This window comes from Enterococcus sp. AZ067 (genome assembly GCF_051715005.1).
GTDB lineage: Bacteria > Bacillota > Bacilli > Lactobacillales > Enterococcaceae > Enterococcus_D > Enterococcus_D casseliflavus.
The window spans coordinates 183401-205810 of the sequence record NZ_JBIOSY010000001.1; the positions used below are offsets into that span (position 1 = coordinate 183401).

Below are 22410 nucleotides of genomic sequence, written 5' to 3' on the forward strand. Positions count from 1 at the left end.
CAATTTTTAGTAAAAGGCGATGATAACATGGAAATCAATCAAATGACAATCAATTATTACACTGAACCGCTCGGCTATGATCTAAGCGATCCTGTCTTTCGGTATCAAGTAACGGACCAATCGAAAGCAGTCTTTCATGCCTTAGAAGTGGCGCTAGATGCTGATTTTCAAGCAATCGTTAGCCAAGTACCGAAACAAAAGCTCGCTGCGTATCGCTTTTCCTGCACCTTTCCAATGCAACCTCGACAGCGCTATTTCTGGCGTGTCACGATCTGGGATGCAGCAGGTGATCGCTATCAAAAGACGAGCTGGTTTGAAACAGGGAAGCTGCAAGAAGCGTGGCAGGGGAAGTGGATCACGCCTGTGACAACGCCACTTGAATCAGCGATCTTTTCTTATCAAGGAGACTTCGCTAAACCGATTAAGCAAGCCCGTTTGTATATTTGTGGGCTAGGTTTGTACGAAGCATACTTGAATGAGCAAAAAATTGGAGACGAGTTTTTTACTCCCGGTTACACCAATTATCATGAATGGCTCCAATATCAAACCTATGATGTGACTGATGATCTAGTTGATTCACAGTATACAATAAAGGTTCTCGTGGGAAAAGGCTGGTATCAAGGAAATTTTGGGTTTCATGGCGGAAAAGAAAACATCTATGGCGATGCCTTTTTATTAAGGGCAGAGCTGCATCTAGAATACGTGGATGGCACACAAGAGATCCATGGAACCAATCAGGAATGGCAGGTTCGCACCGGTTCGATTGGAAAAAACAGCATCTATTATGGCGAAGATATCGATGAGACGATTCCTCACCTGCCTATTCAAGCGGTGAAAGAACACCAAGGACCACAAGGGAAGCTAACTGAACGATTTAGCTTGCCTGTAAAAATAAAAGAAGAGCGCCCAGCGATTGCTTGTTGGCAAGAAGAGGGGGATTGGGTGTTGGACTTTGGTCAAAATATGGTCGGTTGGGTCACGTTTTATGATCAGTTACCACCCGGCGCCCAAATCAAACTCGAACATGCCGAGCTATTGGTCAATGGCAAGTTTTATCGGGAAAATTTACGAGCCGCCCGAGCAGCATTCACGTATCGTTCCAATGGCAACCGACAGTGGGTTCGTCCGCACTTCTCATTCTTTGGGTTTCGTTATGTTCGGATCAGTGGCTGGCCGTTAGAGTGTCCCTTTGCTAAAGACGCCTTTATCGGACAGGTGATCTATTCGGATCTAGAAACGACAGGGGATTTTCGCACGAGTAATGAAAAAGTGAATCAATTGTACCAGAATATTTTATGGTCACAAAAAGGCAACTTCTTTGATGTGCCGATGGATTGTCCTCAACGCGATGAGCGCATGGGGTGGACAGGAGATGCACAGCTCTTTTCCCAGACAGCGATGTATACGATGGACACGTATGCGTTCTTTCGGAAATATTTACATGATTTAGCTAGCGAACAACCACATTTTGATGGTGCGCCACCAATGACTGTGCCGCATGTTCCGACAGATATCCAGCAGTCTGGGGCAGCAGTGGGCGTTTGGGGAGATGCCGCCACGATCATTCCTTGGCATTTATACCGCTATTATGGTGAACCACAAATTCTCAAGCAACAATTTTCTAGTATGCAAGCGTGGGTCGAACACATTGGCCGTAAGACGCATATCAACGGTTTATGGGACAAACAATTTCAATTTGGGGACTGGTTAGCTTTAGATGGTGATGATCCAGCTTCTCCGATTGGAGGAACCGAAGCAAAGTTTGTTGCGAATATTTTTTACTGGCATTCCTTGAAAATCGTTGCGCAGGCTGCAGCAATTTTAGGGTATACTTCTGAAACTAAGAAATACGATCAGCGTCAAAGAATGCTCAAACAAGCCTTGCGAGCAGAATATTTCACGCCGAATGGGCGCCTTGCACTCGATACGCAAACGGCTTATGTGTTAACACTGGCATTTGATTTGGCTGCCGATCATGAAGTTGCGGGGATCGTGCAGAAGTTAAAAGAGAGACTAAAACGAGATGACTATCATTTGAAAACAGGTTTTGTTGGAACGCCTTTTTTAAATTTAGTTCTTAGTAATTATGGATTAAACGAGATAGCCTACACGCTCCTGTTAAATAATGATTATCCCAGCTGGCTTTATGCGATCGATTTAGGCGCAACGACGATTTGGGAACGCTGGAATTCGCTGTTACCAGATGGATCGATCAATCCTCAAGGCATGAATTCGTTCAATCATTATGCTTATGGAGCAATTGGCCAGTGGTTCTTTGAAGGTGTTTTAGGCATTCAACAAGCATCATCCAGCAGCGGTTTTCGGCACGTCCACATACAGCCCCAGATCCATTGGAGTATCAATCATGCCTCCGGCGGCATCGCCACACCGAATGGACGGATTGAGGTCGCTTGGGCTTACGTTGCCAAAGATATCGTGAAATTAGACGTTACCTTACCGACACTTACGCAGGCAATCCTTCATCTACCGGAAGTGGAGATTTACACCGATGAAGCGCTGACTGACCGCTGGTCTGAAGAAACACCCTTAAAAGCAGGGCAAAATCATTTTTATTTAAAAGCCACAGCCTATCAAAAACCAATCATTTCTGCTGAAACTACGTTAGGGGAGATCCAACAAACCCCCTTGATGTATGTGCGAGCAAAGCAACGATTTGCTGAGTCAAAATTATTTTCCAGCAGCAACGTAAGGGACCATCAAAAGCGATCACTAGCTTATTTTGTCAATCAAGAAGTGATTTCTGAGACGCAGTTGGCTGGTTTTATCGATGAAATGACGGCATTGATCAAAGGAGACAAGAACTGAGCCCGTTATTCGGGGAACTGACTGGTCACAAGTCAAAGTGGTATCTATCGCTGAAGAAAAAAGCAGACGGATAATCTTCCTTCAAGGGCTGATTGATGGGATGAACAAGGGGGATAAAACGTCTGTTATCACGACAAATATTCCAATGAGTAAAACTATTTCAAGTAAAAATGAAAAATATGAAGCGCCTCTTATGAGAACAAAAAGAACCTCTCCATATGGCTACTGATGAAAAAAGAACCTCACGATCATCTATTGATGGTGAGGTTCTTTTGTGCCTTTAATGCAGAATAAAAAGGTCAATTTCATTGATTACAAATACCCATAATAAAGAATCTGATGATTGGCATATTGCTGGTAGTCTTTTAGGCAGCGAATCGCTTGGCTATAATCTTCTGCTCGGAGATGGTCGATGTAGGTTTGGAAAAATTGAACCGTCGACAGTGTTTTTTTTGGCGAATTTTTAGGATTCACCATTTTTTTATAGATTGAGGCACTAATGACACGGCTGCTCAACCATTGGTAGGTGCTGACCAGAAGATCATTGGGGCTGGCTGCCATGATCGCCATGTAGACTTCTGGCATCTTGTTCATATAATTGACGTAATCCATCTGCTGTCGGTACGTTTTGGCTTCATTCAGCAGCTGTTGAATGTCGTCAATTGCAAAACTCCCCAAGCCATCAGCAACCTGCTCAGTAGTTAAAATCAGCCAATTGACACAGATTTGCGTGATATCGGCCAGTTCTTTGATTGAAGCTTCCCGCAAAACGACCCCGCGGTTTTTCTTATAAGTGACCAATTTTTCGTGTTCCAGCTGTTTTAAAGCAGAGCGGATCGGGCTGCGGCTATAGCCGGTTGATTTGGACAAAGAAGCTTCCGAAAATGCTTCGCCGACTTTGATATTTCCTGTGAGGATCTCACTTTTTATTTTTTTATAGACAATGGTTTCGATGGTTTCTTCCAACGTCGTTTCCTCCATTTGTGGGTTTACAAGACCTTTACGTAGTTTTTACCCGTTCTTGATGACGCCTTTGTTTCAATCAAAGTATACTACATATTGTTAGTAGTATACTACTAAACAAAACGAAAAGTGAGGATTTTTTATTATGAATAAAAAACAGTGGGCTTTGGTTGGTCTCATTCACATTTTTGCACTAGGTATGCTGGCAGGCTGCGGGAAATCAGCAGCATCGGCGGATGCTAAGGATGGACAGTCAGTTGATAAACTGACGATCGTTCAAATACAAGATGAAACAAATCCAGACTCTGGTCAGAAAAATGAGCAGTTCCGTTCAGACATGTCAGAGGCGTTAGGAATTGAAGTGGAAGAATTAGAAGGTGCTGACTATTCAGTCGGGATCGAAGCGTTGAAAGCAGGGAAGCTGGATGTTTTACTGGTTAGTCCAATGAGTTATTATCAAGCAAAAAAAATCGCTGGTGCAGAACCACTAGTGACAACGACTTCAATGGGCCAAGAAGAATACAAAACGCTTTTCGTTGTTGGAAAAGACGATACCACGACTCAGTCATTGGCTGATTTAAAAGGAAAAAGCTTTGCCTTTGTTGATCCTGCTTCTTCTTCTGGCTATATGTACCCCAAGGCGAAATTAGTTAAAGAGTTGTCATTGGACCCCAATCAATTAGAAAATCCCGACTATTTTTTTGATACTGTTGCCTATTCAGGCAAGCACGATTCCAGTTTGATGGGGGTAGCCAAAGGAGATTACGATGCCGCAGCAGTGGCTGGACAAGTCATCACCTCACTAGTAGATGCTGGGATGATCCAAGAAGACGATATCCGAGTGATTGGAGAAACAGAGACGATCCCGAATGCCCTCTTCGTCGTTCGCTCCGATTTGCCAGCAGAAACCAAAGCGGCATTGAAAGACTTTTACCTTACCTATGAAAACGAAGAGTATTTTGAGACCTTCTATGGCAGCAAAGAGGTTCGTTTTACCGAAGCAAAAGATGAAGATTATGAAGTGGTACAAGAAATGGTCGAGATCCTTAACTTAGAGGAGGAATAGTCATGGCGAATAACTTATTAGAAATCAAGCAGTTGAGCAAAACCTATGATGGAAAAAAATACGCGTTGTCGCAAATTGATTTAACGGTGACAGAAGGGGAGTTTATCGTCGTGATCGGTCCATCGGGTGCTGGGAAATCGACCTTTATCCGCTCAATCAACCGCATGATCGAACCTTCTGAGGGGCAAGTGATTTTTGCGGGGACGGACATCACCCGTGCGAAGAAAAAGCAGCTGCGACAGATTCGTTCAGAAATCGGCATGATTTTTCAACATTACAATCTGATTGGCCGTACCAATGTGCTTAAGAATGTCCTGCATGGGCGTTTAGGGAAAATTCCTTTTCGCAAAACGGCTTTCGGGCTGTATCCTGAAAAAGACAAACAAGAGGCGGTCCAACTATTAGAAAAAGTCGGTCTACAAGAGCAGATGTACCAGCGAGCTAATGCTTTGTCCGGGGGACAGATGCAACGAGTTGGTATATGCCGCGCCATCATGCAGCAGCCGAAGCTGATCTTGGCGGATGAACCGATCGCTTCTTTAGACCCTAACGCTGCGAAAGTCGTCATGAAACAGTTGCAAGAGATCACCCAAGAGCGCCAGATCACCTGCATCGTCAATCTGCATCAAGTTGATTTTGCCAAGGCGTATGCCACTCGGATCATCGGCGTCAAAGAAGGGAAGATCGTCTTTGACGGAAAGCCCCAAGAATTGACAGAAGCGATGATCGCACATATCTATCAAGGAAAAGAAGAACAGCAGAGGTTAACGCAAGCAACGATTCCAGTAGGAAAGGAGCAGTTGACCTATGGAGAAGCCTAGATTCGTGATTCCGTTGAGGGTTGAATCAAACAAAGGACGAATCTTGAACGGCTTGTTGGTAGTAGTAGCTGTTCTATTGTCGTTTGCCTATTTGCAAATCAATCTGGTGGAAGCCTTTCGGTCACTTCCAGCATTTGTGGGATTTTTTGTGCAAAACTTTTTCCCAGCAAATTTTACAAACATCCGTAGTTACTTGCCCTTGGTGGCAGAGACCGTCTTGTTTGCGATCGTTGGCACTTATCTCTCGGCTTTTTTGGCTTTTGTCTGCGGGTTGCTGATGTCAGAGCAGACGAATCCGTATCCGCTAGTGCGGACGAGTGTCCGCATGGTGATCTCTTTTCTGAGAAATATCCCGGTACTGGTTTGGGCATCGCTGTTCGTTTATATTTTCGGCATCGGGAATATGGTGGGGCTATTGGCATTGACCGTTGCTACATTAGGTTTTCTGGCTCGTTCTTATGCGGATTCGATCGATGAGATCGGCAGCAGTAAATTAGAAGCGCTGCGAGCAGCAGGCGCCTCTTATTGGCAGATTCTTTTTCATGGATTGATTCCTGAATTTATTCCTTCTTGGATCAATTGGACCTTGTTTTCTTTCGAAATCAATATTCGTGCGTCTTCCATTTTAGGAATGGTGGGGGCAGGAGGAATGGGGATCATGATTCAGACCAATATTCGTTTATTTAAATACCGCGAAGCGTTTGCCCTAATTATTCTTTTAGTTTTGCTGGTGCTATTGACTGAATTTGCAGTCAATCAGCTTAGAAAACGAATTGCCTGATTGAAGGAGGAAGCGATGACAACAAAAATTGCATTATCTACGAAAAAAGAACGACTGCTGACTTTAGGCACGATTTGTGGCCTCATCTTGTTGCTGATCACAAGTGTGGCTTTGCTGGACTTGGAGGTCGCGCGCTTTTTAAGCCGTTGGCAAGATGCTGGGACGATTTTGGCAAAATTTATGACCCTCGACTTTTCAAAAATCATTCCAGCGTTGGGCCAATTGTTTGTGTCCTTGTGTATGGCGATCTGCGGCTTATTCATCGGGTGGCTCATTGCACTGGTATTAAGCTTTCTTGGAGCAGCCAACACCACACCGCATCTTTTCCTTTCAATGCTTATCAAGGGCAGTGTAGCGGTAGTACGGGCCGTTCCAGCCCTAGTGTGGATCTTGATCGTGGTGGCTAGTTTAGGATTTGGGAATACCTCGGGGGTTTTGGGACTGGTTTTCCCGACGGTGGGGTATTTAACAAAATCCTTTATCAGTTCGATCGAAGAACAAGACGCGGCGATCATTGAAACGATGCAAGCCACCGGTGCCGGCTGGCTGCAAATGATTACAGAAGGCCTGCTGCCTAACTTGAGCAGCCGCTTTCTAGCCTGGACGTCTATTCGTCTGGAAGGCAACATTGCTGAGTCGATCTCACTTGGAATGGTAGGCGCCGGTGGGATCGGCATGCTCTTGACGCGGGCGATCGGTCAATACAATTATGGTGAAATTTCGATGCTGATTTTGCTGATCTTTTTCACGATGATCAGTGTCGAATTAGGGATCGGACAAGTCAAAAAACGAATGAGATAAGGAGACGATCAAGAATGTACACACGATTGCCATTAAAAGGAACCTATAATACAAGAGATTTAGGCGGTTATGCCGCAAAAGACGGAGCAACTGCCTGGAAGCGTTTCTTAAGAAGCGACAGTCTAGCCAATCTACATCCAGAAGATATCGCTTTTTTACAAAGGTATCAGCTGACGACCATCATTGATCTACGGACGACCTTAGAGATCGAAAAGGAGCCAACACCTGTGATCGACGGTGTGGAGAACTGGCCGATCTCCTTGATTTCAGAAACGATGGGGGATGTGACTCAACTAGAGCAGCCGCTGATTTTCAATATGGCGGAGCTGTATATCCAGATGATTGAAGACCGTAAAGAGCAAATCAAGCAGATCATGGAAACGATGGCGGCTGCCGAAGGTTGTGTGCTGTTTCATTGTGCGGCGGGCAAAGACCGGACGGGTGTGATCGCTATGCTGCTGCTTCAACTGGCAGATGTAGCAAAAGCCGATAGCATTGCCAACTATCAAACGACGCACACCTATTTAGCTGCTAACCCGTTGGTAGCTCAGCAAGTCCAAACGATCACGAATGAGATGTGGCTGTCAGCACCGGAGTATCTTTTGCCCGTCTTAACGCATCTGGAAGCAACCTATACCGATGCGTATCATTATTTGCGGACGATTGGTGTCGCACAAGAGACCCTCGTTCATTTGCAAAGCAAGCTGATCGATGTGGCAGTGACGGTTTAAGGGTCACGAACAAACGGAACATCTAAGTGAGGGACTACTGCTTCTTTTGAAAAAGTGGTCCCTTTTTGTCTTAGTCACAATGACCGACGGAAAAATACGCCTTAAGTTTGATTATATTTATCGCTTGTTTTTTTATACTGAAGGTAGATAGAAAAAACGGAGGACAATCACTTGAAGAAAGCAATTAGTATGATCCTGCTCGTGTTAACGATCGGGACCGTCACATTGGTTACATGGTCTTATTTTACGAAAGATGATTCCAGCGAACTGGTTCAGCTGGTGGATCGTTTCAATCCGTTCGTACCGGAGAAAAAGGTCTATGTCAAAACATCCGACGAGTATGGCGTGTTGCAAGAACACGATTCCTACGAATATACACAAGAAGGGATCAATGAAGATGGGCAAAAGATCAAAATCACGTTTTGGGCACCACAAAAGCTAAAAGAAAATGCCTACCTAGAGCTTGATGCAAAAGGCAAACATGTGGAGTCGTATCAAGAGGTGACCGAACAAGATCTCCCTGACGCCGTCAAAGACGAGTTGGTTACGACTCATTGATCATCCTGCCTGCTTGAAAAAAGGACAGGAAGTCATTTCCCGCAAGTTGGGAGATGGCTTTTTTCGTGCATTCACTTAGATAAAAGCTCGCCAAGATTTGATTTAGGTGAAAAAGATTAGAGGATGATAGAATTTTCAGAAAAAATAGATAATTTTTTCAATTCTTAGTTGCAATAGCAGAAGCGTCTGGTATTCTCTATGAGGTAGTTAAAAAAATATTCATATAATTAAAAATAGCAACAGTGAGAGAATCACCTTTTATGGAGGATCAACGGTTTTCAAGGAGGAACCTATGACAGAAAAAAATCAATTAAAAAAGCAGATGAAAACCAGACATATCACTATGTTGGCACTAGGTGGCGCCATCGGTGCTGGCCTATTCAAAGGCAGCGGTGAAGCAATCCAGTTAGCGGGGCCTGCGGTCTTGCTGGCGTTTATTTTTTGCGGGCTGATCTTATTTGTCGTCATGACAGGACTGGGACAGTTGGTCTTATCTGACCAAAAACAACATGGCCTTTCGGGCTTAGTCCAGCCATATCTCGGTGTGCATACAGCCGATTTCATCGACTGGATCTACTGGTCAATGTGGATGATCAACATCATCGCCGAAGCAGTTGCTGCCGCAAGCTTTTTGCAGCTGTGGTTTCCCAATATTCCAGCTTGGATCTTTGTGTTGATTTTGGCACTACTCACGACCATCATCAATTTGTTTTCGGTCCGCTTGTTTGCAGAAACGGAATACTGGCTTTCGTGGGCCAAAATCAGTGTGGTGATTGTGCTGATCTTGGTGGGTCTCTATCTGGTTGCCACGCAAGTCTTTGATCTGGGCTTTTTACCGACGATGAGACAAATGACAGACTATGGTGGTTTTGCCCCTCACGGTCTCAAAGGATTTATCAATTCTTTATTGGTCGTAATCTATTCTTATGGCGGTTCTGAGTTAGTAGCCATCACGATTAGTGAGGCAGAAAATCCCAAAAAAGCGATCCCTCAAGCAATCAAAGGAGTAATGACTCGGATTGCCGCTTTTTACATCATTCCCATGTTTCTTTTACTGATCATTTATCCGTGGAATCAATTAGCCGATCCAAATGTCAGTCCCTTTGTAATGGTGTTTCAAAAAATCCATGTGCCTTTTGCTTCCGACATCGTCAATTTAGTGATTATTTTGGCTTTGTTTTCGTCAATCAATTCTGGGGTCTATGCTTCTTCAAGAACGTTGTTTTTCCGGTTAAGCAACACTGGACAGAAAAAAAGCCGCTTCACGATGCTGAATAAAAACAGCGTGCCCCAACGAGCGATCATGTTTTGCAGCGGTACTTTATATCTTGGAGTCGTTCTTTCTTACTTTTTAGGCGACAAACTCTTCAATTATCTGGCAGGCTCCCTGTCGTATACTGTATTACTGATTTGGTTGTTGATCAGTGTGGCGGCGTTTGTTTTGGTACGCAAGCAGAAGAAAATGGGCTATACGATTTTTTTGGGTGGGGCGATCCTTGCGTTGCTTTTGCTGTTTGCCGGTATTTTGATCACTAACCCATTGGCGGTCACTGGCTTCACCGCACTATTGTATACGATCATTTTTCTTAGTTTTTATTGGAACCATCGAAAAATAGGGGAAACCAGTGAAAAAAGTTGAAGAAACGTCCCTTAAGACATAAACTGATGGGGAAGGAACCCCGGGTTCGGTTGTTTCTTCGGTTCTCAGGAATGTGACGATAAAATAAAGTGTAGGAGAAAACGAAAATGGTTAATTTTTGGACATTGATTTTCGGCACCCTCAGCTGGGTCGTGGTGGAAAGTCTGCTTTACAATCCGATGCATAAGTGGGGCAAGTTTTGGGCGAAAGAATCAGGAATGGCAGAGAAGATGGCTGATCAGCAGATGACGACCGGTGACATGCTCTTTACCTTTGGCGGCACGATCGTTGGTGGGATCCTCTTATCAGCAGCGACCTATCAAGTCGTTTATTGGTTTGCAACATTCGATAATGATGGTTGGTTGATGACCTCCTTGCAAGTCGCTTGCTTATTGTGGCTAGGGGTTTATGGGGTCGCCACCTTCGTGATGGCTGTTTACTCGGGACAGTCCCGCAAATTAGTCGGGCTGCACCTTGTGAATGGGTTTCTAGGAGTGATCGTTTTAGGACTTGTTGTCGGACTAATTGGACAATAGGCAGCGATCATACCCCAGCGAGAACGTTCAAAGATCTCAACGAATCAATCCTAAAGAAAGCCGATCTTGTTTCAACAAGGTTGGTTTTTTTGTGCGTAAAATTATCCTTACTATAAAAAAAGGCTATAAAAGCAAATAATTTGTGCTATACTAAAAGCACTTTAATCTGTAGAAAACCAAATCCGCGGATTGCGGAAAAATCATCAAAGAAGCAAAATTAGGGGCAACGAGGAGGAAAAAATGAAAACGAAAAGCATGTTAGGTAGAGGAATATTTGCTGCCGTTTGTTTAGTGACACTATTTTTCTTGACAAGCTGCAGTAGCTCAGGGGTTGACTCTGCAGCTGCGAATCAAGTATTGACCAATAGCAACAGTCATCAACAATATGCTTTGTATCTATTTGAAGATGGAAGGATCACTGTCAATAAAACGCTGACTTTTTTTATCAATCCGAATCAGGAACCTGCGGACTTGGTAGAAGAACAAGAGACGCAATTAGCGCAGATCAACGAAACACTACAAGCAGAGTTTCCCAAAAGCAAAGCACTGACCGCGGCAGACATCGGTCCTATGCACACCTTTGAAGTGACAAATGCCCAAGTGATCATTGATCAAGAGAAAAGGGAAGTGCGCATGACTGGCGATGATTTTGAGAAAGTATTCAAAATGGCGGACAACAATGACAAGCGTCTGATCGATGACGAACAAAACGAGTACGAGTTTTCGTATGAGGAAAACTAGCAAGTGACAAAAAACGGCTGCCTCCGACGAGACAACCGCTTCAGACAGTAGACAAACCTTAGACAAAAATGAGGTTTGTCTTTTTTTCGTTGCAAAATTTAGTGGCTATTACGGAAAACATTTTGCGCAACTAGCAAATAATCAGATGTTTTTATCAACAATAAATAGATTTAAGGTATTTTTTATTATAAAATGATATATAAAGAGTTGTTTTCCGTTTGTGGTTATTTTTTGGCTAAACAGCTCTTGGTACAAATACACTTGTTTGCTTCATCACTGGAAAAAATGTTTCGAACAAACGGATGAGAGCGAGCAACTACCTGCAAACAAGCAGCTTTCCTTCGCTGCTTCCCCCAACTAACACCTTATAAAAGATATTCCCCCTCACTTGCAACCAAGCCACTTCATTGATAAGAAAATCAGTATGTGCAAAAGGAGAAGCAATGAAAATCACACAAATCCAATGTCCCAGCTGCTTGGGTCAGTTAACCGTTGACTGGGAGACAGGAAAAGCAGTCTGCCAGTATTGCTTAACTAAGTCAGTCCTACAGTCGCCGCCAAAACAAACGCAAGAAGCTTCGAATGAACAGGCTCCCGTAGTTTTTCAAAAAGTCAAAGAAGGGTTTTATTCGTTTGCCTTTAATGAAGACGAGGTAGCAAATGCCTTGAAAAAATGGCTGATCCAACAGGAATCAGTTCCTGAGGACATTATCGTTCATCTTGAAGTCAGCGAGGTAAAACGATATTTTATTCCGATTTATGAATTTCAGGTGACCTATACGATGCACTGGGAGGGGGCCTTTGGCTACGATACCCATTCCATTGCATGGGAAGGCTCGCATACGACCACGTGGGAAAAGAAGCGAGGTGACCATTCAGGTGAGACGGTTATATTCTATCAATGCGGCAGTTCGGAGGTGATCGAACAAGAAATTCCTCAGAGCTTTGAGGTCAATGATGAAATGAAAAGAAAACCGCACTTTAATACCGATCAAAAGGAATTTCAACAGCTAGTCTCAGCACATGCTATTCATGTTTTTCCCTTTGATATTGAGCAAGAGCAGGCGCTCTTTGGTTCTGAAAAACAAGCGGAATTGAGAGCCCATGCGAATGCGGTGATCCAGAAGAAAGAATCTGCCGATCATCTAAAAGAGCTGCACCTAAATCTTTCCCTGATCAGCTGTGCTACAGAAGAGCTCTACTTTCCCCTGTATATGGGCACCTTCAAGTACCAAGAGCAATCCTTTGAATTTGCGATCGACGGCAAAGATCCTGACCGAATGAAGCTGCCGATTATCCCACAGTGTCAAGCTACCTATCAAACGGTTGCGAATTTTTCAAAAGCTCGTAAGGTTTTTGGCTGGTCCTCCGTACTCTTTTTTACGTTAGGTGTGATCCTGATGATCTTGGCGCTATTCATTTCTGAATGGATCCCTCTAGGAAGAGTGTTCAGAGCTGTCATAGGGGGGATTGTCATGAGTTCCCTGCCAACTGCAGTTTATTGGGTAGTATCGGGGATAGTGTTGCACTTTCTAAAAGAACAGTACCTCAAAACAGCCCAAAAATTTAGAGATGAGTGCCAAAGTGAATTATTAGGTAAGAAAACGGCTGGGACCGCTTTTTTAGCAAACTACGAGAAGCGTGGAAAGCATCTTGCAAGAATGAGGAAATTTTATGAATGGCTCGATACGCTCGCTTATGTGGTCGTGGTCGTTACCCTTATTTGGAACATTCTTCGGTTTCTTTGATAAACCATCTTGTTGAAAAGAAAAAACGATTCATAAAAAAGGAGAAAAAATGAAAATCACCCAAATCCAATGTCCCAGCTGTCTGGGACGTCTAGAAGTTGATTGGGACTCAGGGAAAGCAGTCTGTCAGTATTGTTTAAATGAGCTGTTGATCAAACCGGAACAAAAAAACCAGGAACAAACAAAACAAGTCGTCTCGCTTAAAGAGTTGCCACACATTCAAGGGACTGTCAAAGAAGGGTTTTATCCGTTTGCCTATGATGAAAAGGCATGTGAAGCGGCGTTAAAAAATAAACTAGCATGGCAAGAGACCATCTCGGAAAGTATCTTTTTTGAGCTAGAGATGGTTCATCTAAAACGTGTATTTATCCCGATGTATTACTTTCAAATTGCTTATGATGCTCAAGTGAGAGGGAGCTATGTCCACGAGGAACAGCAGAGGGGGAGTGGGCGCATTACTGCCGATATTTCTTTACATAACAGCGGGAACACAACAATTTTCAATGAATATTTCCCTACGTATACCCAAAAAGAAGCGGATTACAGTATCAATGGTAAGCTGCCGCTGCATCTTCAAAAAGGAGCCGCCTATTGCACGGATATGCAGCAGTTTTCGGCACTTAGCCAAGGCGCTCAGGTGCTGCCCTTTGATATTTCCAGAGAAGCGGCACTCTCTGATACCCATCTAATGGAAGTCTTTGAAGCAAAAGCCAAAGACCATTTGGTGGGAGCAGATGTTGCCAATGAGGTTCAACTGACTCTTTTTCCGAAACAATGTGATACGGAAAAACTGTATTTTCCTTATTACATTGGCGAATTCAAATACGGAAACCAAACCTATTCTTTCGTGGCTGATGGCACCGATGCTGAACGTCTCTTTCCAACCCAGCTTCCTGAATGTGAACAGCTGGTGCAAGTGAAGAAAAGTTTTTCGAAGACCAGTAGTGTCCTTTGGCAATTCTGCTATACCTTCTTTTTTGTCGGATTATTTTCTGGAATTGCTTCGAGTTTTCTATTTGATGGCTTTTTATTACCGGCTGTTGCCTTTAGTCTGCTCGCTTCAGCGGTCATCTTGCTGATTGCTTGTCTTGCGACTTGGTACTTCTTGCTCGTACCAGAGGTCAAGTTTTTCTCAGAGTACGGCAAATTCAAAGCAGAACTTTCCCGGGCATTGAGTCAGTCGGATGCATCAACGGCTGCAGCGAAGAAAGCTTTTGAGACGCGGAGGAAGAAACTCGCCCGACAGACAGTATTTTACAGCAGTCTAGAAAACATGGCGTATGAATTTGCCTTGATCCTTTTTTTAGCAATCCTGACTTGGTATTTCAGTTTTTATGGCTTATCGTTTCTAGTGCTGCTGGCGTTTGTCAGCTGGAATACGATCCGTATCTTTACCACGGATAGCTCCGATACCTGTATCGAAACGAAAGGATGATTCAATGGATATTATTCCGATTCAATGCCCCCTCTGCTTAGGAGAACTAGAAGTAAATTGGGCTGCTGGCACGGCGATTTGTCTGTATTGTCGTGGGAAAATGGTCATCAAACAATCTTTCGATCATACCAAAAGCCCGCATGCCAATCCTATGACAGCAAAACAGCTTGCGTTGACGCATCTTGCTGCTTTGTTGAAGAAAATCAGTCAATCAGCTGCTGCCAACCAAACGATGGATCCTCTTCCCCTGAGAAACTCCTCAGCGGTAGGGGTTTCAAGTGATCACAAGCAGTCAAAGCAATCGGCAATGAATCAGACGTCTTTGATTCAGCGGGCGCCACGCGATCCAGTCAAGGAGCGACAAAATCGTTTGACTGCCTTTTTTCAAAAACAAAATTTTTTATTCTATTTTTCTGGAGAAAGACAAGTGCTACCAAGGCAATGGCAAAGACAAGTCCTCGCTAGTTTTCAAGTGCCTGAAACGGAGACCCCTCTTGCGTTGCTAACGTCAAAGATGACTGGCAAGAAAGCGAATGCGGGACTGCTTTTTGGCGTTGAACGAGTGTATTTGTGCACGTACGAAAAGAAAGAAAAACGAATAGCCAGTTTTTCCTGGAGTGTTTGGAAAAACCTCAGTTTTGAGGTCCAGCATAAAATGTTTAGTAGCTTTTTGGTGATTCAACAGGAATACCGTGTTCCTCTTCAAGCATTGGGCTTTGCGACCCAATCATTTTTGCAAGAATTACAGCAGTTGTTGCAAGAGTGGGAGACTGGCTAGTGCTGAGTATCGATGAAATCAAATAGGGAATCAATTTATTGGTCAAAAAAACAAAGAGAGCGTCGCAAACAGCGGCGCTCTTTTTTTATTCATTTGGTTTCTAGGTTTCCAACTCAGCGTCGTTGGTTTCTGATAAATACTCGGCTTCATCGTTTAAAAGACTGGCCGTCGTTCGCAGCGTGTCGTAAGAATGCAAAACGGCAGCGAGGCTTTTTTGCGAATCACTGATTTTCATGGTCGTCGAATCGGCACTATCTAACACGACTAAGGCTTGTTGGTTGATGGCTTGCATGGTTGCGGCAATGGTTTGGGTCAACTGCTTGGTCTGTTCAGCTAATTTTTGCATTTCATCCGCAACCACCCGAAAGCCAGCTGCCTGTTCGCCGATCCGTGCCGTTTCGATGGAAGCATTGAAGGACAGCAGTTTGGTTTGTTGCGCAATGCGGTCGATGTCATGCAGCACCGCTGTCACCTGTTGGCTATCCATTTCTAAGGCATGGGTCGTTGCTTGATTTTGATCAGACAGCTGTTTGACTTGCGCCAAGTTCTCTGACAAATGATCGACTTGCTGGTGTCCGTTGGCAGAAAGTCGTGTCAGGGAAGCAGCACTTTCTTGCACTTTTTTGATAGTGACCGCTAAGGCTTGTTCTCTTTGGGTAATGTCAAAAGCGATTTTGACGACGTTAACGACTTCTTGCTGCTCATCGAGGACGGGGAAGTAAATCCCTTCTAAAATCAGTTTTTCTCCTTGTTTGTTTTTCCGAATGATTTTGTCTTGAAACCGTTGCTTTGAGTAAAGAAGTTGATTCCAGAAAGTTTGGTAATCCGTACTGGCAGCATAATGGTCAAAACAAAAGGTCCGATGCGGCAAGCCAATGATTTCTTCTTGGCTATAACCTAGGATATCCGTCATGTTGGCATTGGCGAAAACAACTTCTTTTTGCGGATCAAAGACTATGACAGCGAGTTCTTGAAAAATAGCAGCGAGCAGACGGTTATTTTGTGTTTCATCTAATGTGAATTTCATACGTACTTACCTACGCCTTTCAGTTTTTTGGGAAGTTTACACAGCGAGTGTCTTACAGTTATCGGTGATGAAGGCAAGGCAGTTAAGAGTGCAAAAACCACCTTTTTTGTCGAGCGAAATGTCTGGAAGCAGAAGGAAGCAAGATTCTTTGCATCAGAATGACTTGGTGGTACCCTTAAGGTCAACACGAACGATTTCAAACAAAAGGAGAGAATCGTATGACAGATAGAATTTCGTTGGAAAAAGCAGCCGTTGAATTTAGTGAGGCAAATGCACCGCACCCACGGATCTATGAATTACCGCCAGAAGAAGGGCGCGCACTATTGGAACAAGTCCAAGAGTCACCCGTCAATAAATTGGCGGTTGAGATAGAAGATCAGACCGTAGATACAGGCGAATGGGGGACCATCAATGTTCGTTTTGTTCGTCCTGAAGGAAATCATGCGATTCTCCCTGTCATTTATTATCTCCATGGCGCGGGCTGGGTCTTCGGCAGTGCCGCGACTCATGATAAATTGATCCGTGAATTGGCGGTACGAACCAACTCGATCGTCATTTTTCCTGAATATAGTCGTTCACCAGAAGCAAAATACCCAACGGCGATCGAACAAAATTATGCGGTCTTGCAGCAATTACCGGGATTTGTCGATGTCAAAGGCTTAGACCTTAGCCGTTTGACCGTGGCTGGCGATTCCGTAGGTGGGAACATGGCGACGGTTATGACCTTGTTGACGAAAGCCCGTGGCGGCATTCCGATCGCACAGCAATTATTGTTCTATCCTGTGACAGATGCCCGCTTTGATACGCCTTCGTATGAAGCATTCGGTGAAAATTATTTTCTGACCAAAGAAGGGATGCAATGGTTCTGGGATCAATACACGACGGATGAAACACAGCGGGATCAAATGACCGCTTCTCCACTACGCGCGACCAAAGAGGAGTTAGCCGATCTGCCGCCAGCGTTGATCATTACAGGCGAAGCAGATGTCTTGCGGGATGAAGGGGAAGCCTATGCGCAGCATTTACGAGCAGCTGGCGTGGAAGTCACCCAAGCACGGATGCAAGGGATCATCCATGATTTTGTGATGGTCAATGCGATGGATCAGACCCAAGCCGCACGAGCGGCCATGACACTGGCTGTCGGTTGGCTGACGGAAAAAAATGTCCCCGCAGAATAAGAAACCGACGAAAGCAGCTTCTTTTTTTGCGGTGTTCTGATACAGAAAAGGATGTATGGAGTGGAGCGATCCACTCCTTTTTTTGTCGGAAAAATTGAAAGACGTACACCTGCAGTCTGAAGCAGATGCAAACGCTCTCTAAAAAATCACGCTTTTATAATACAGATTTTAATAAGTGTTTTTCGTTGATAAATAAATAAAAAGTGCTATTATATGTATTGTGATTAATACAGTTTTTGAAAAGAGGTAATACAGTGAGTGCAAGAGGATCAGAAATCATTGTTGAAAGTTTAGAAAATCATCGGGTGCCTTATATCTTTGGGATTCCCGGTGCAAAAATCGATGGCGTGTTTGACGTGTTGAGTGATCGGGGACCAGAGTTGATCTTGGCACGACATGAACAAAACGCGGCCTTTATGGCACAAGCAATCGGTCGCCTGACAGGAGAGCCAGGAGTCGTCATTGCAACAAGTGGACCAGGAGCCAGTAATTTAGCGACTGGGTTGGTCACGGCAACTGCCGAAGGTGATCCCGTCTTGGCACTAGCAGGCCAAGTGAAGCGTTCTGACCTTTCAAAATTGACCCACCAAAGCATGAATAATGCGGCGTTGTTTGCGCCGATCACGAAATTCAGCAGTGAAGTCCAAGATCCTGAAACCCTTTCTGAAAGTATTGCCAACGCCTTTCGCATCGCAAAAACAGCGAAAAAAGGGGCGAGCTTTTTATCCATTCCTCAAGATGTGACAGACGGAACCGTTCAAGGGGCAGCGATCAAACCTCTATCTTCGCCTAAATTAGGCAGTGCCGATGCAGAAGATATCCAGGCACTCGTCGATCGAATCAAAGAAGCCAAACTGCCTGTCTTACTCTTAGGGATGCGGGCTTCAGGCGTGAAAGAAACACAAGCGATTCGTCAGTTAGTTGCAAAAACTGGGTTGCCTGTCGTAGAGACCTTCCAAGGTGCTGGAATCATTTCTCGTGAATTAGAAGAGCATTTCTTTGGTCGCGTCGGCTTATTCCGCAATCAGCCTGGTGATATGTTGTTGAAACGCAGCGACTTAGTGATTGCTGTAGGGTACGACCCGATCGAATACGAAGCCCGCAACTGGAATGCGGAAAAAGATGCCCGCGTGATCGTTATCGATGAAGTACCGATGGAGATCGATCCATTTATGCAGCCAGAAGTTGAACTGATGGGCAGTATCGCGAAAATTATTGAACAACTATCAAAATCCATCGATCAGTATCACTTGAGCGAAGACGCCCAAAACTATTTAACGACGCTGCAAACCAAACTCAATGAAAAACCAGCGGATGTCGAAGGCAGCAACAATACCTTGCATCCTTTGGAAATCATCGATGCTTTGCAACAAGAAGTGACCGATGACATGACGGTGACGGTGGATGTCGGCAGCCACTACATTTGGATGGCCCGTCATTTCCGCAGTTATGAGCCACGGCATCTGCTCTTTAGTAATGGCATGCAGACCTTAGGAGTCGCTTTGCCATGGGCGATCGCTGCAGCGCTCGTGCGACCAAATACTCAAGTGATCTCTGTATCTGGCGATGGCGGCTTCTTGTTTTCTGCCCAAGAGTTAGAAACAGCTGTCCGTTTGAAACAAAACATCATTCACTTGATTTGGAATGACGGTACCTACAATATGGTGAAATTCCAAGAAGAAATGAAATATGATCGTGCTTCTGGAGTTGATTTTGGACCCGTTGATTTCGTGAAATATGCCGAAGCGTTTGGTGCCAAAGGCTTACGGGCAACCACTAAACAAGAATTGATGGCAGCCATCGAAGAAGGTTTTGCAACGGATGGTCCAGTGATCATTGATATCCCTGTGGATTATTCAGATAATGCCGATCTTGGCAAAACGATCCTACCTGATCAATTTTATTAAGACCAAAGGAGCAGCAAGATGAAAGTGAAAAACAAAAGTTATTTATATCAGCATGGCACCCTAGGTGGGTTGATGCAGGATTTAATGGATGGCACGGAGCAAATCGGCAAAATGCTTGAATATGGAAATTTTGGGATCGGTACGTTGGCTGGTTCCAATGGTGAAGTGATTATTTTAGATGGTGAAATCTACCATGTAGACGAATCGGGCAAGGTGCAAGTGCTCCAAGGAAATGAAGGAACCCCCTATGCGGCAGTTGTTGATTTTTCTGCAGCGAAGCACCTGCAGGTCAGCCAAGAAATGACCGATGAAGAAGTGAAAAACCACGTCCTGACAGAAGTCAGCCCGAATTTGTTTTCCGCTGTCAAAATCCATGGGGTATTTACCAAGATGCACGTCCGCGTTGCCCCAAAGCAAGAAAAACCATATCCAAAATTCATTGAGATCATCCAGCATCAGCCAGAATTTCAGGCAGAAAATATCAGCGGAACGATCGTCGGATTCTTTACCCCGCTGTTGTTTCACGGTGCTGCGGCTGCTGGTTTCCATCTGCATTTTATTAGTGATGATCGGACATTTGCTGGACATGTCTTAGACTTTGAAGTGGCAGCTGGTGAAGTCGAATTGATGGAACTAGCCGAATTTCGTCAGCATTTTCCTATCGACAACCAAGACTACTTGCAGCGGGAGATCGATGTCGCAAAAATCGCCAAAGATATTGAAGCTGCCGAATAAGCAGCAGACAGCAAAATTAATTGATCGCCAGTAGAGTGGTCTTGAATCGAATGGAACGCAAAAAAGCAGTGAAGCCAACGCTTCGCTGCTTTTTTGTGCTTTCTTCTATTCATGCGGATTGCTGCAAAACCTGGATGCTTCGATAGAAAAGCTGGAAAATAGTCAAAAATCTGAAATAATTCTTACTTATAAGCAAATTAATTGATATATTTGAAGAATAATGATAATTTTTGTACTAATTAGAAGTATTTTGTTGAGAGTAATTGCACTTGACTGATTTTATAGAGAAAAGAGGAAGGATATGAAAAACGATTTGACGACTGCGCAAGGAGCCAGTGTAGCGGATAACCAGAATTCTTTGACGGCGGGGCGCCGTGGACCAGTGTTGATCCAAGATGTCCATTTGCTAGAAAAACTGGCACATTTTAATCGTGAGCGGATTCCCGAACGAGTCGTTCATGCGAAAGGTGCGGGGGCTCATGGTGTCTTCCGAGTAACAAACGACGTAACGATGTACACGAAAGCGGCTTTTCTTTCAGCCATCGGTAAAGAAACGGACCTGTTTATTCGCTTTTCAACGGTTGCCGGAGAACTGGGGTCTGCGGATACATTGCGCGATCCTCGGGGGTTTGCGGTTAAATTTTACACGGAAGCGGGGAATTATGACCTCGTGGGCAATAATACCCCGATTTTCTTTATTCGTGATCCGTTGAAATTTCCTGATTTTATCCATACCCAAAAAAGAGACCCGCGAACGCACTTGAAAAATCCAGAAGCGGTGTGGGATTTTTGGTCCCATTCACCAGAATCTCTCCATCAAGTCAGCCTGTTGATGGGGGATCGCGGCTTACCGGCAACATTTCGCCATATGCATGGGTATGGGAGTCATACATTTGCTTGGATCAACGCAGAGGGGGAACGCTTTTGGGTGAAATATCATTTTCGGACGGATCAAGGCATTATGAACATGAGTGCGGCGCTTGCAACAGAACTTGCGGGAAGCAATCCTGATTATCATATTGAAGATCTATACAAAGCGATCGAGGCAAAAGAGTATCCTTCTTGGACACTCTATGTTCAAATCATTCCCTTTGAAGAAGGCTGGTCAGCTGCTGTCAATCTTTTTGATGTGACCAAAACAGTCTCACAAAAAGACTATCCGCTGATTGAAGTGGGACGCATGACCTTGAATCGCAATCCAGAGAACTATTTCAACGAAGTCGAGCAAGTCACTTTTTCACCGGGCAATATCGTTCCAGGGATTGATTTTTCACCGGACAAACTATTGCAAGGTCGGCTGTTTGCTTATGGTGATGCGCATCGTTATCGAGTTGGCCCCAATAGCAGCCAGTTGCCGATCAATGCGCCGAAAGCGCCCGTCCACAATCACCAACAAGATGGCTTCATGAATACCAAAACGAATTCTTCAGGGATCAATTATGAACCGAACAGTTTTGATGGCGTCAAGGAAAACCCGCATGCCAAGGGCATCCACTATTCGTTAGAAGGAGAGATCGGTTCCTTTGAATACGACGAAGACTATTATAGCCAAGCAGGTGATTTTTATCGTTTGCTCTCAGAAGAAGAACGAACACGCTTGATTCAAACGATCGCGGGGAGTTTGGGACAGGTTCAAAATCAACAGATCAAAGAACGGCAGGTCATGCATTTTTACCGTGCGGACCCAGATTACGGCAGACGAATCGCTGAAGCGATCGATGTGAACATTTAAGAATGGAGGAAAAAGAATGTTACTGTTACATGTAGTTTTTGGCCTTTTATCTTTTGTCGGAGCAATGATGCTGGGGGTGGCCTTCAAAGGGCAGCTGCGAGAGCTTTCAAGGCTTCAGCAATGGGCAGTCGGTTTGAGTTATACGGGCACGCTGTTGACGGCGATTTTGGGGATCTTGTCTGCATCTTCTCATCCAATCATCGTACTCATGACCCTCGTAGGCGCACTGGCTTTTACGAAACGGACATTTTTAAGTGCAGATCAATCCAAAGAGCAATGATTGCTGATAGTAGCAGCGTAGAAGGAAAAAGCGTACTTGATTCATTGGAAAAGTCCCATATAAAGCTGCTTCCACTAAAAAAGAACAGCTTTATATGGGAGGATTAGTCAGGCGTTCGTTTAAAGGC

20 protein-coding genes are annotated in these 22410 nt (G+C 44.4%); 18 read left to right on the forward strand and 2 right to left on the reverse strand.

The genetic code is table 11. From position 1 onward, the window contains the following. Nucleotides 1–27: 27 nt before the first annotated feature. The gene (locus IGI82_RS00860; protein WP_271771491.1) at nucleotides 28–2826 is read left to right on the forward strand and encodes an alpha-L-rhamnosidase; all 2799 of its coding nucleotides are present in this window, start codon (nucleotides 28–30) and stop codon (nucleotides 2824–2826) included. A 312-nt stretch (nucleotides 2827–3138) separates the two neighbouring features. Here the strand turns inward: IGI82_RS00860 and IGI82_RS00865 are convergent, their stop codons facing one another. Then, nucleotides 3139–3792: a GntR family transcriptional regulator gene (locus tag IGI82_RS00865; protein WP_271771489.1), complete on the reverse strand. Its 654-nt coding sequence runs from the start codon at nucleotides 3790–3792 to the stop codon at nucleotides 3139–3141. Nucleotides 3793–3934: 142 nt separating this feature from the next. Here IGI82_RS00865 and IGI82_RS00870 point away from each other — a divergent pair, with 142 nt between their 5' ends. The 12 genes from IGI82_RS00870 to IGI82_RS00925 all read left to right on the forward strand — a co-directional run bounded on the left by IGI82_RS00870 (nucleotide 3935) and on the right by IGI82_RS00925 (nucleotide 15424). After that, complete coding sequence (locus IGI82_RS00870; protein ID WP_438841696.1) at nucleotides 3935–4855, forward strand: phosphate/phosphite/phosphonate ABC transporter substrate-binding protein; 921 nt, start codon at nucleotides 3935–3937, stop codon at nucleotides 4853–4855. Between the two features lie 2 nt (nucleotides 4856–4857). Beyond that, on the forward strand, nucleotides 4858–5676 hold the full coding sequence (gene phnC, locus IGI82_RS00875) for a phosphonate ABC transporter ATP-binding protein (RefSeq protein ID WP_015508763.1): 819 nt from the start codon (nucleotides 4858–4860) through the stop codon (nucleotides 5674–5676). Beyond that, entirely contained in the window at nucleotides 5663–6457 is a 795-nt protein-coding gene (gene phnE / locus IGI82_RS00880; protein WP_086294369.1) for a phosphonate ABC transporter, permease protein PhnE, read from the forward strand. The genes phnC and phnE overlap by 14 nt, the downstream gene beginning before the upstream one ends. 15 nt (nucleotides 6458–6472) lie before the next feature. Continuing rightward, nucleotides 6473–7258: a PhnE/PtxC family ABC transporter permease gene (locus tag IGI82_RS00885; RefSeq protein ID WP_034859161.1), complete on the forward strand. Its 786-nt coding sequence runs from the start codon at nucleotides 6473–6475 to the stop codon at nucleotides 7256–7258. 14 nt (nucleotides 7259–7272) lie between these two features. Next, nucleotides 7273–7989: a tyrosine-protein phosphatase gene (locus IGI82_RS00890; protein WP_438841697.1), complete on the forward strand. Its 717-nt coding sequence runs from the start codon at nucleotides 7273–7275 to the stop codon at nucleotides 7987–7989. A gap of 189 nt (nucleotides 7990–8178) precedes the next feature. Then, entirely contained in the window at nucleotides 8179–8547 is a 369-nt protein-coding gene (locus IGI82_RS00895; protein ID WP_334202400.1) for a YxeA family protein, read from the forward strand. Between the two features lie 292 nt (nucleotides 8548–8839). Continuing rightward, nucleotides 8840–10186: an amino acid permease gene (locus IGI82_RS00900; RefSeq protein ID WP_271771474.1), complete on the forward strand. Its 1347-nt coding sequence runs from the start codon at nucleotides 8840–8842 to the stop codon at nucleotides 10184–10186. Nucleotides 10187–10293: 107 nt separating this feature from the next. Further along, nucleotides 10294–10722, forward strand: a complete 429-nt coding sequence (locus tag IGI82_RS00905) for a DUF1761 domain-containing protein (RefSeq protein ID WP_438841698.1) — start codon at nucleotides 10294–10296, stop codon at nucleotides 10720–10722. 240 nt (nucleotides 10723–10962) lie between these two features. Further along, nucleotides 10963–11463 carry a hypothetical protein gene (locus IGI82_RS00910; RefSeq protein ID WP_438841699.1) on the forward strand — a complete coding sequence of 167 codons (501 nt, stop codon included), beginning with the start codon at nucleotides 10963–10965 and terminating at the stop codon, nucleotides 11461–11463. Between the two features lie 443 nt (nucleotides 11464–11906). Further along, nucleotides 11907–13211 (forward strand): hypothetical protein, encoded by a 1305-nt coding sequence (locus IGI82_RS00915; protein ID WP_438841700.1) that lies wholly within the window; start codon nucleotides 11907–11909, stop codon nucleotides 13209–13211. Between the two features lie 49 nt (nucleotides 13212–13260). After that, nucleotides 13261–14646, forward strand: a complete 1386-nt coding sequence (locus IGI82_RS00920) for a hypothetical protein (protein ID WP_438841701.1) — start codon at nucleotides 13261–13263, stop codon at nucleotides 14644–14646. A 4-nt stretch (nucleotides 14647–14650) separates the two neighbouring features. Further along, nucleotides 14651–15424, forward strand: coding sequence for a hypothetical protein (locus IGI82_RS00925; protein ID WP_413153938.1), 774 nt, complete (start codon nucleotides 14651–14653; stop codon nucleotides 15422–15424). A gap of 100 nt (nucleotides 15425–15524) precedes the next feature. On the opposite strand, the gene IGI82_RS00930 is transcribed toward IGI82_RS00925, so the two are convergent. Next, nucleotides 15525–16451: a methyl-accepting chemotaxis protein gene (locus IGI82_RS00930; protein ID WP_081116133.1), complete on the reverse strand. Its 927-nt coding sequence runs from the start codon at nucleotides 16449–16451 to the stop codon at nucleotides 15525–15527. A gap of 218 nt (nucleotides 16452–16669) precedes the next feature. On the opposite strand from IGI82_RS00930, the gene IGI82_RS00935 reads away from it, so the two are divergent. From IGI82_RS00935 to IGI82_RS00955, 5 genes are all read left to right on the forward strand, one after another. Continuing rightward, nucleotides 16670–17629: an alpha/beta hydrolase gene (locus IGI82_RS00935; RefSeq protein WP_015508776.1), complete on the forward strand. Its 960-nt coding sequence runs from the start codon at nucleotides 16670–16672 to the stop codon at nucleotides 17627–17629. 254 nt (nucleotides 17630–17883) lie between these two features. After that, a complete protein-coding gene (gene alsS, locus IGI82_RS00940; protein ID WP_115231555.1) occupies nucleotides 17884–19536 on the forward strand; it encodes an acetolactate synthase AlsS in 1653 nt (550 codons plus the stop codon). Between the two features lie 18 nt (nucleotides 19537–19554). Further along, nucleotides 19555–20271, forward strand: coding sequence for an acetolactate decarboxylase (gene budA, locus IGI82_RS00945; RefSeq protein WP_218212444.1), 717 nt, complete (start codon nucleotides 19555–19557; stop codon nucleotides 20269–20271). 301 nt (nucleotides 20272–20572) lie between these two features. After that, nucleotides 20573–22003 (forward strand): catalase, encoded by a 1431-nt coding sequence (locus tag IGI82_RS00950; RefSeq protein ID WP_325844818.1) that lies wholly within the window; start codon nucleotides 20573–20575, stop codon nucleotides 22001–22003. Between the two features lie 16 nt (nucleotides 22004–22019). Then, entirely contained in the window at nucleotides 22020–22283 is a 264-nt protein-coding gene (locus tag IGI82_RS00955) for a hypothetical protein (RefSeq protein ID WP_005232670.1), read from the forward strand. The last annotated feature ends 127 nt before the right edge of the window (nucleotides 22284–22410 follow it).

Coding starts and splice junctions, on each gene's coding strand:
- IGI82_RS00905 (WP_438841698.1), top strand. CDS start 10,294: ATGGTTAATTTTTGGACATTGATTTTCGGCACCCTCAGCTGGGTCGTG.
- IGI82_RS00900 (WP_271771474.1), top strand. CDS start 8,840: ATGACAGAAAAAAATCAATTAAAAAAGCAGATGAAAACCAGACATATC.
- phnE (WP_086294369.1), top strand. CDS start 5,663: ATGGAGAAGCCTAGATTCGTGATTCCGTTGAGGGTTGAATCAAACAAA.
- IGI82_RS00920 (WP_438841701.1), top strand. CDS start 13,261: ATGAAAATCACCCAAATCCAATGTCCCAGCTGTCTGGGACGTCTAGAA.
- budA (WP_218212444.1), top strand. CDS start 19,555: ATGAAAGTGAAAAACAAAAGTTATTTATATCAGCATGGCACCCTAGGT.
- IGI82_RS00930 (WP_081116133.1), bottom strand. CDS start 16,451: ATGAAATTCACATTAGATGAAACACAAAATAACCGTCTGCTCGCTGCT.
- IGI82_RS00935 (WP_015508776.1), top strand. CDS start 16,670: ATGACAGATAGAATTTCGTTGGAAAAAGCAGCCGTTGAATTTAGTGAG.
- IGI82_RS00925 (WP_413153938.1), top strand. CDS start 14,651: ATGGATATTATTCCGATTCAATGCCCCCTCTGCTTAGGAGAACTAGAA.
- IGI82_RS00910 (WP_438841699.1), top strand. CDS start 10,963: ATGAAAACGAAAAGCATGTTAGGTAGAGGAATATTTGCTGCCGTTTGT.
- IGI82_RS00885 (WP_034859161.1), top strand. CDS start 6,473: ATGACAACAAAAATTGCATTATCTACGAAAAAAGAACGACTGCTGACT.
- IGI82_RS00870 (WP_438841696.1), top strand. CDS start 3,935: ATGAATAAAAAACAGTGGGCTTTGGTTGGTCTCATTCACATTTTTGCA.
- IGI82_RS00860 (WP_271771491.1), top strand. CDS start 28: ATGGAAATCAATCAAATGACAATCAATTATTACACTGAACCGCTCGGC.
- phnC (WP_015508763.1), top strand. CDS start 4,858: ATGGCGAATAACTTATTAGAAATCAAGCAGTTGAGCAAAACCTATGAT.
- IGI82_RS00955 (WP_005232670.1), top strand. CDS start 22,020: ATGTTACTGTTACATGTAGTTTTTGGCCTTTTATCTTTTGTCGGAGCA.
- IGI82_RS00890 (WP_438841697.1), top strand. CDS start 7,273: ATGTACACACGATTGCCATTAAAAGGAACCTATAATACAAGAGATTTA.
- IGI82_RS00895 (WP_334202400.1), top strand. CDS start 8,179: ATGATCCTGCTCGTGTTAACGATCGGGACCGTCACATTGGTTACATGG.
- IGI82_RS00915 (WP_438841700.1), top strand. CDS start 11,907: ATGAAAATCACACAAATCCAATGTCCCAGCTGCTTGGGTCAGTTAACC.
- IGI82_RS00950 (WP_325844818.1), top strand. CDS start 20,573: ATGAAAAACGATTTGACGACTGCGCAAGGAGCCAGTGTAGCGGATAAC.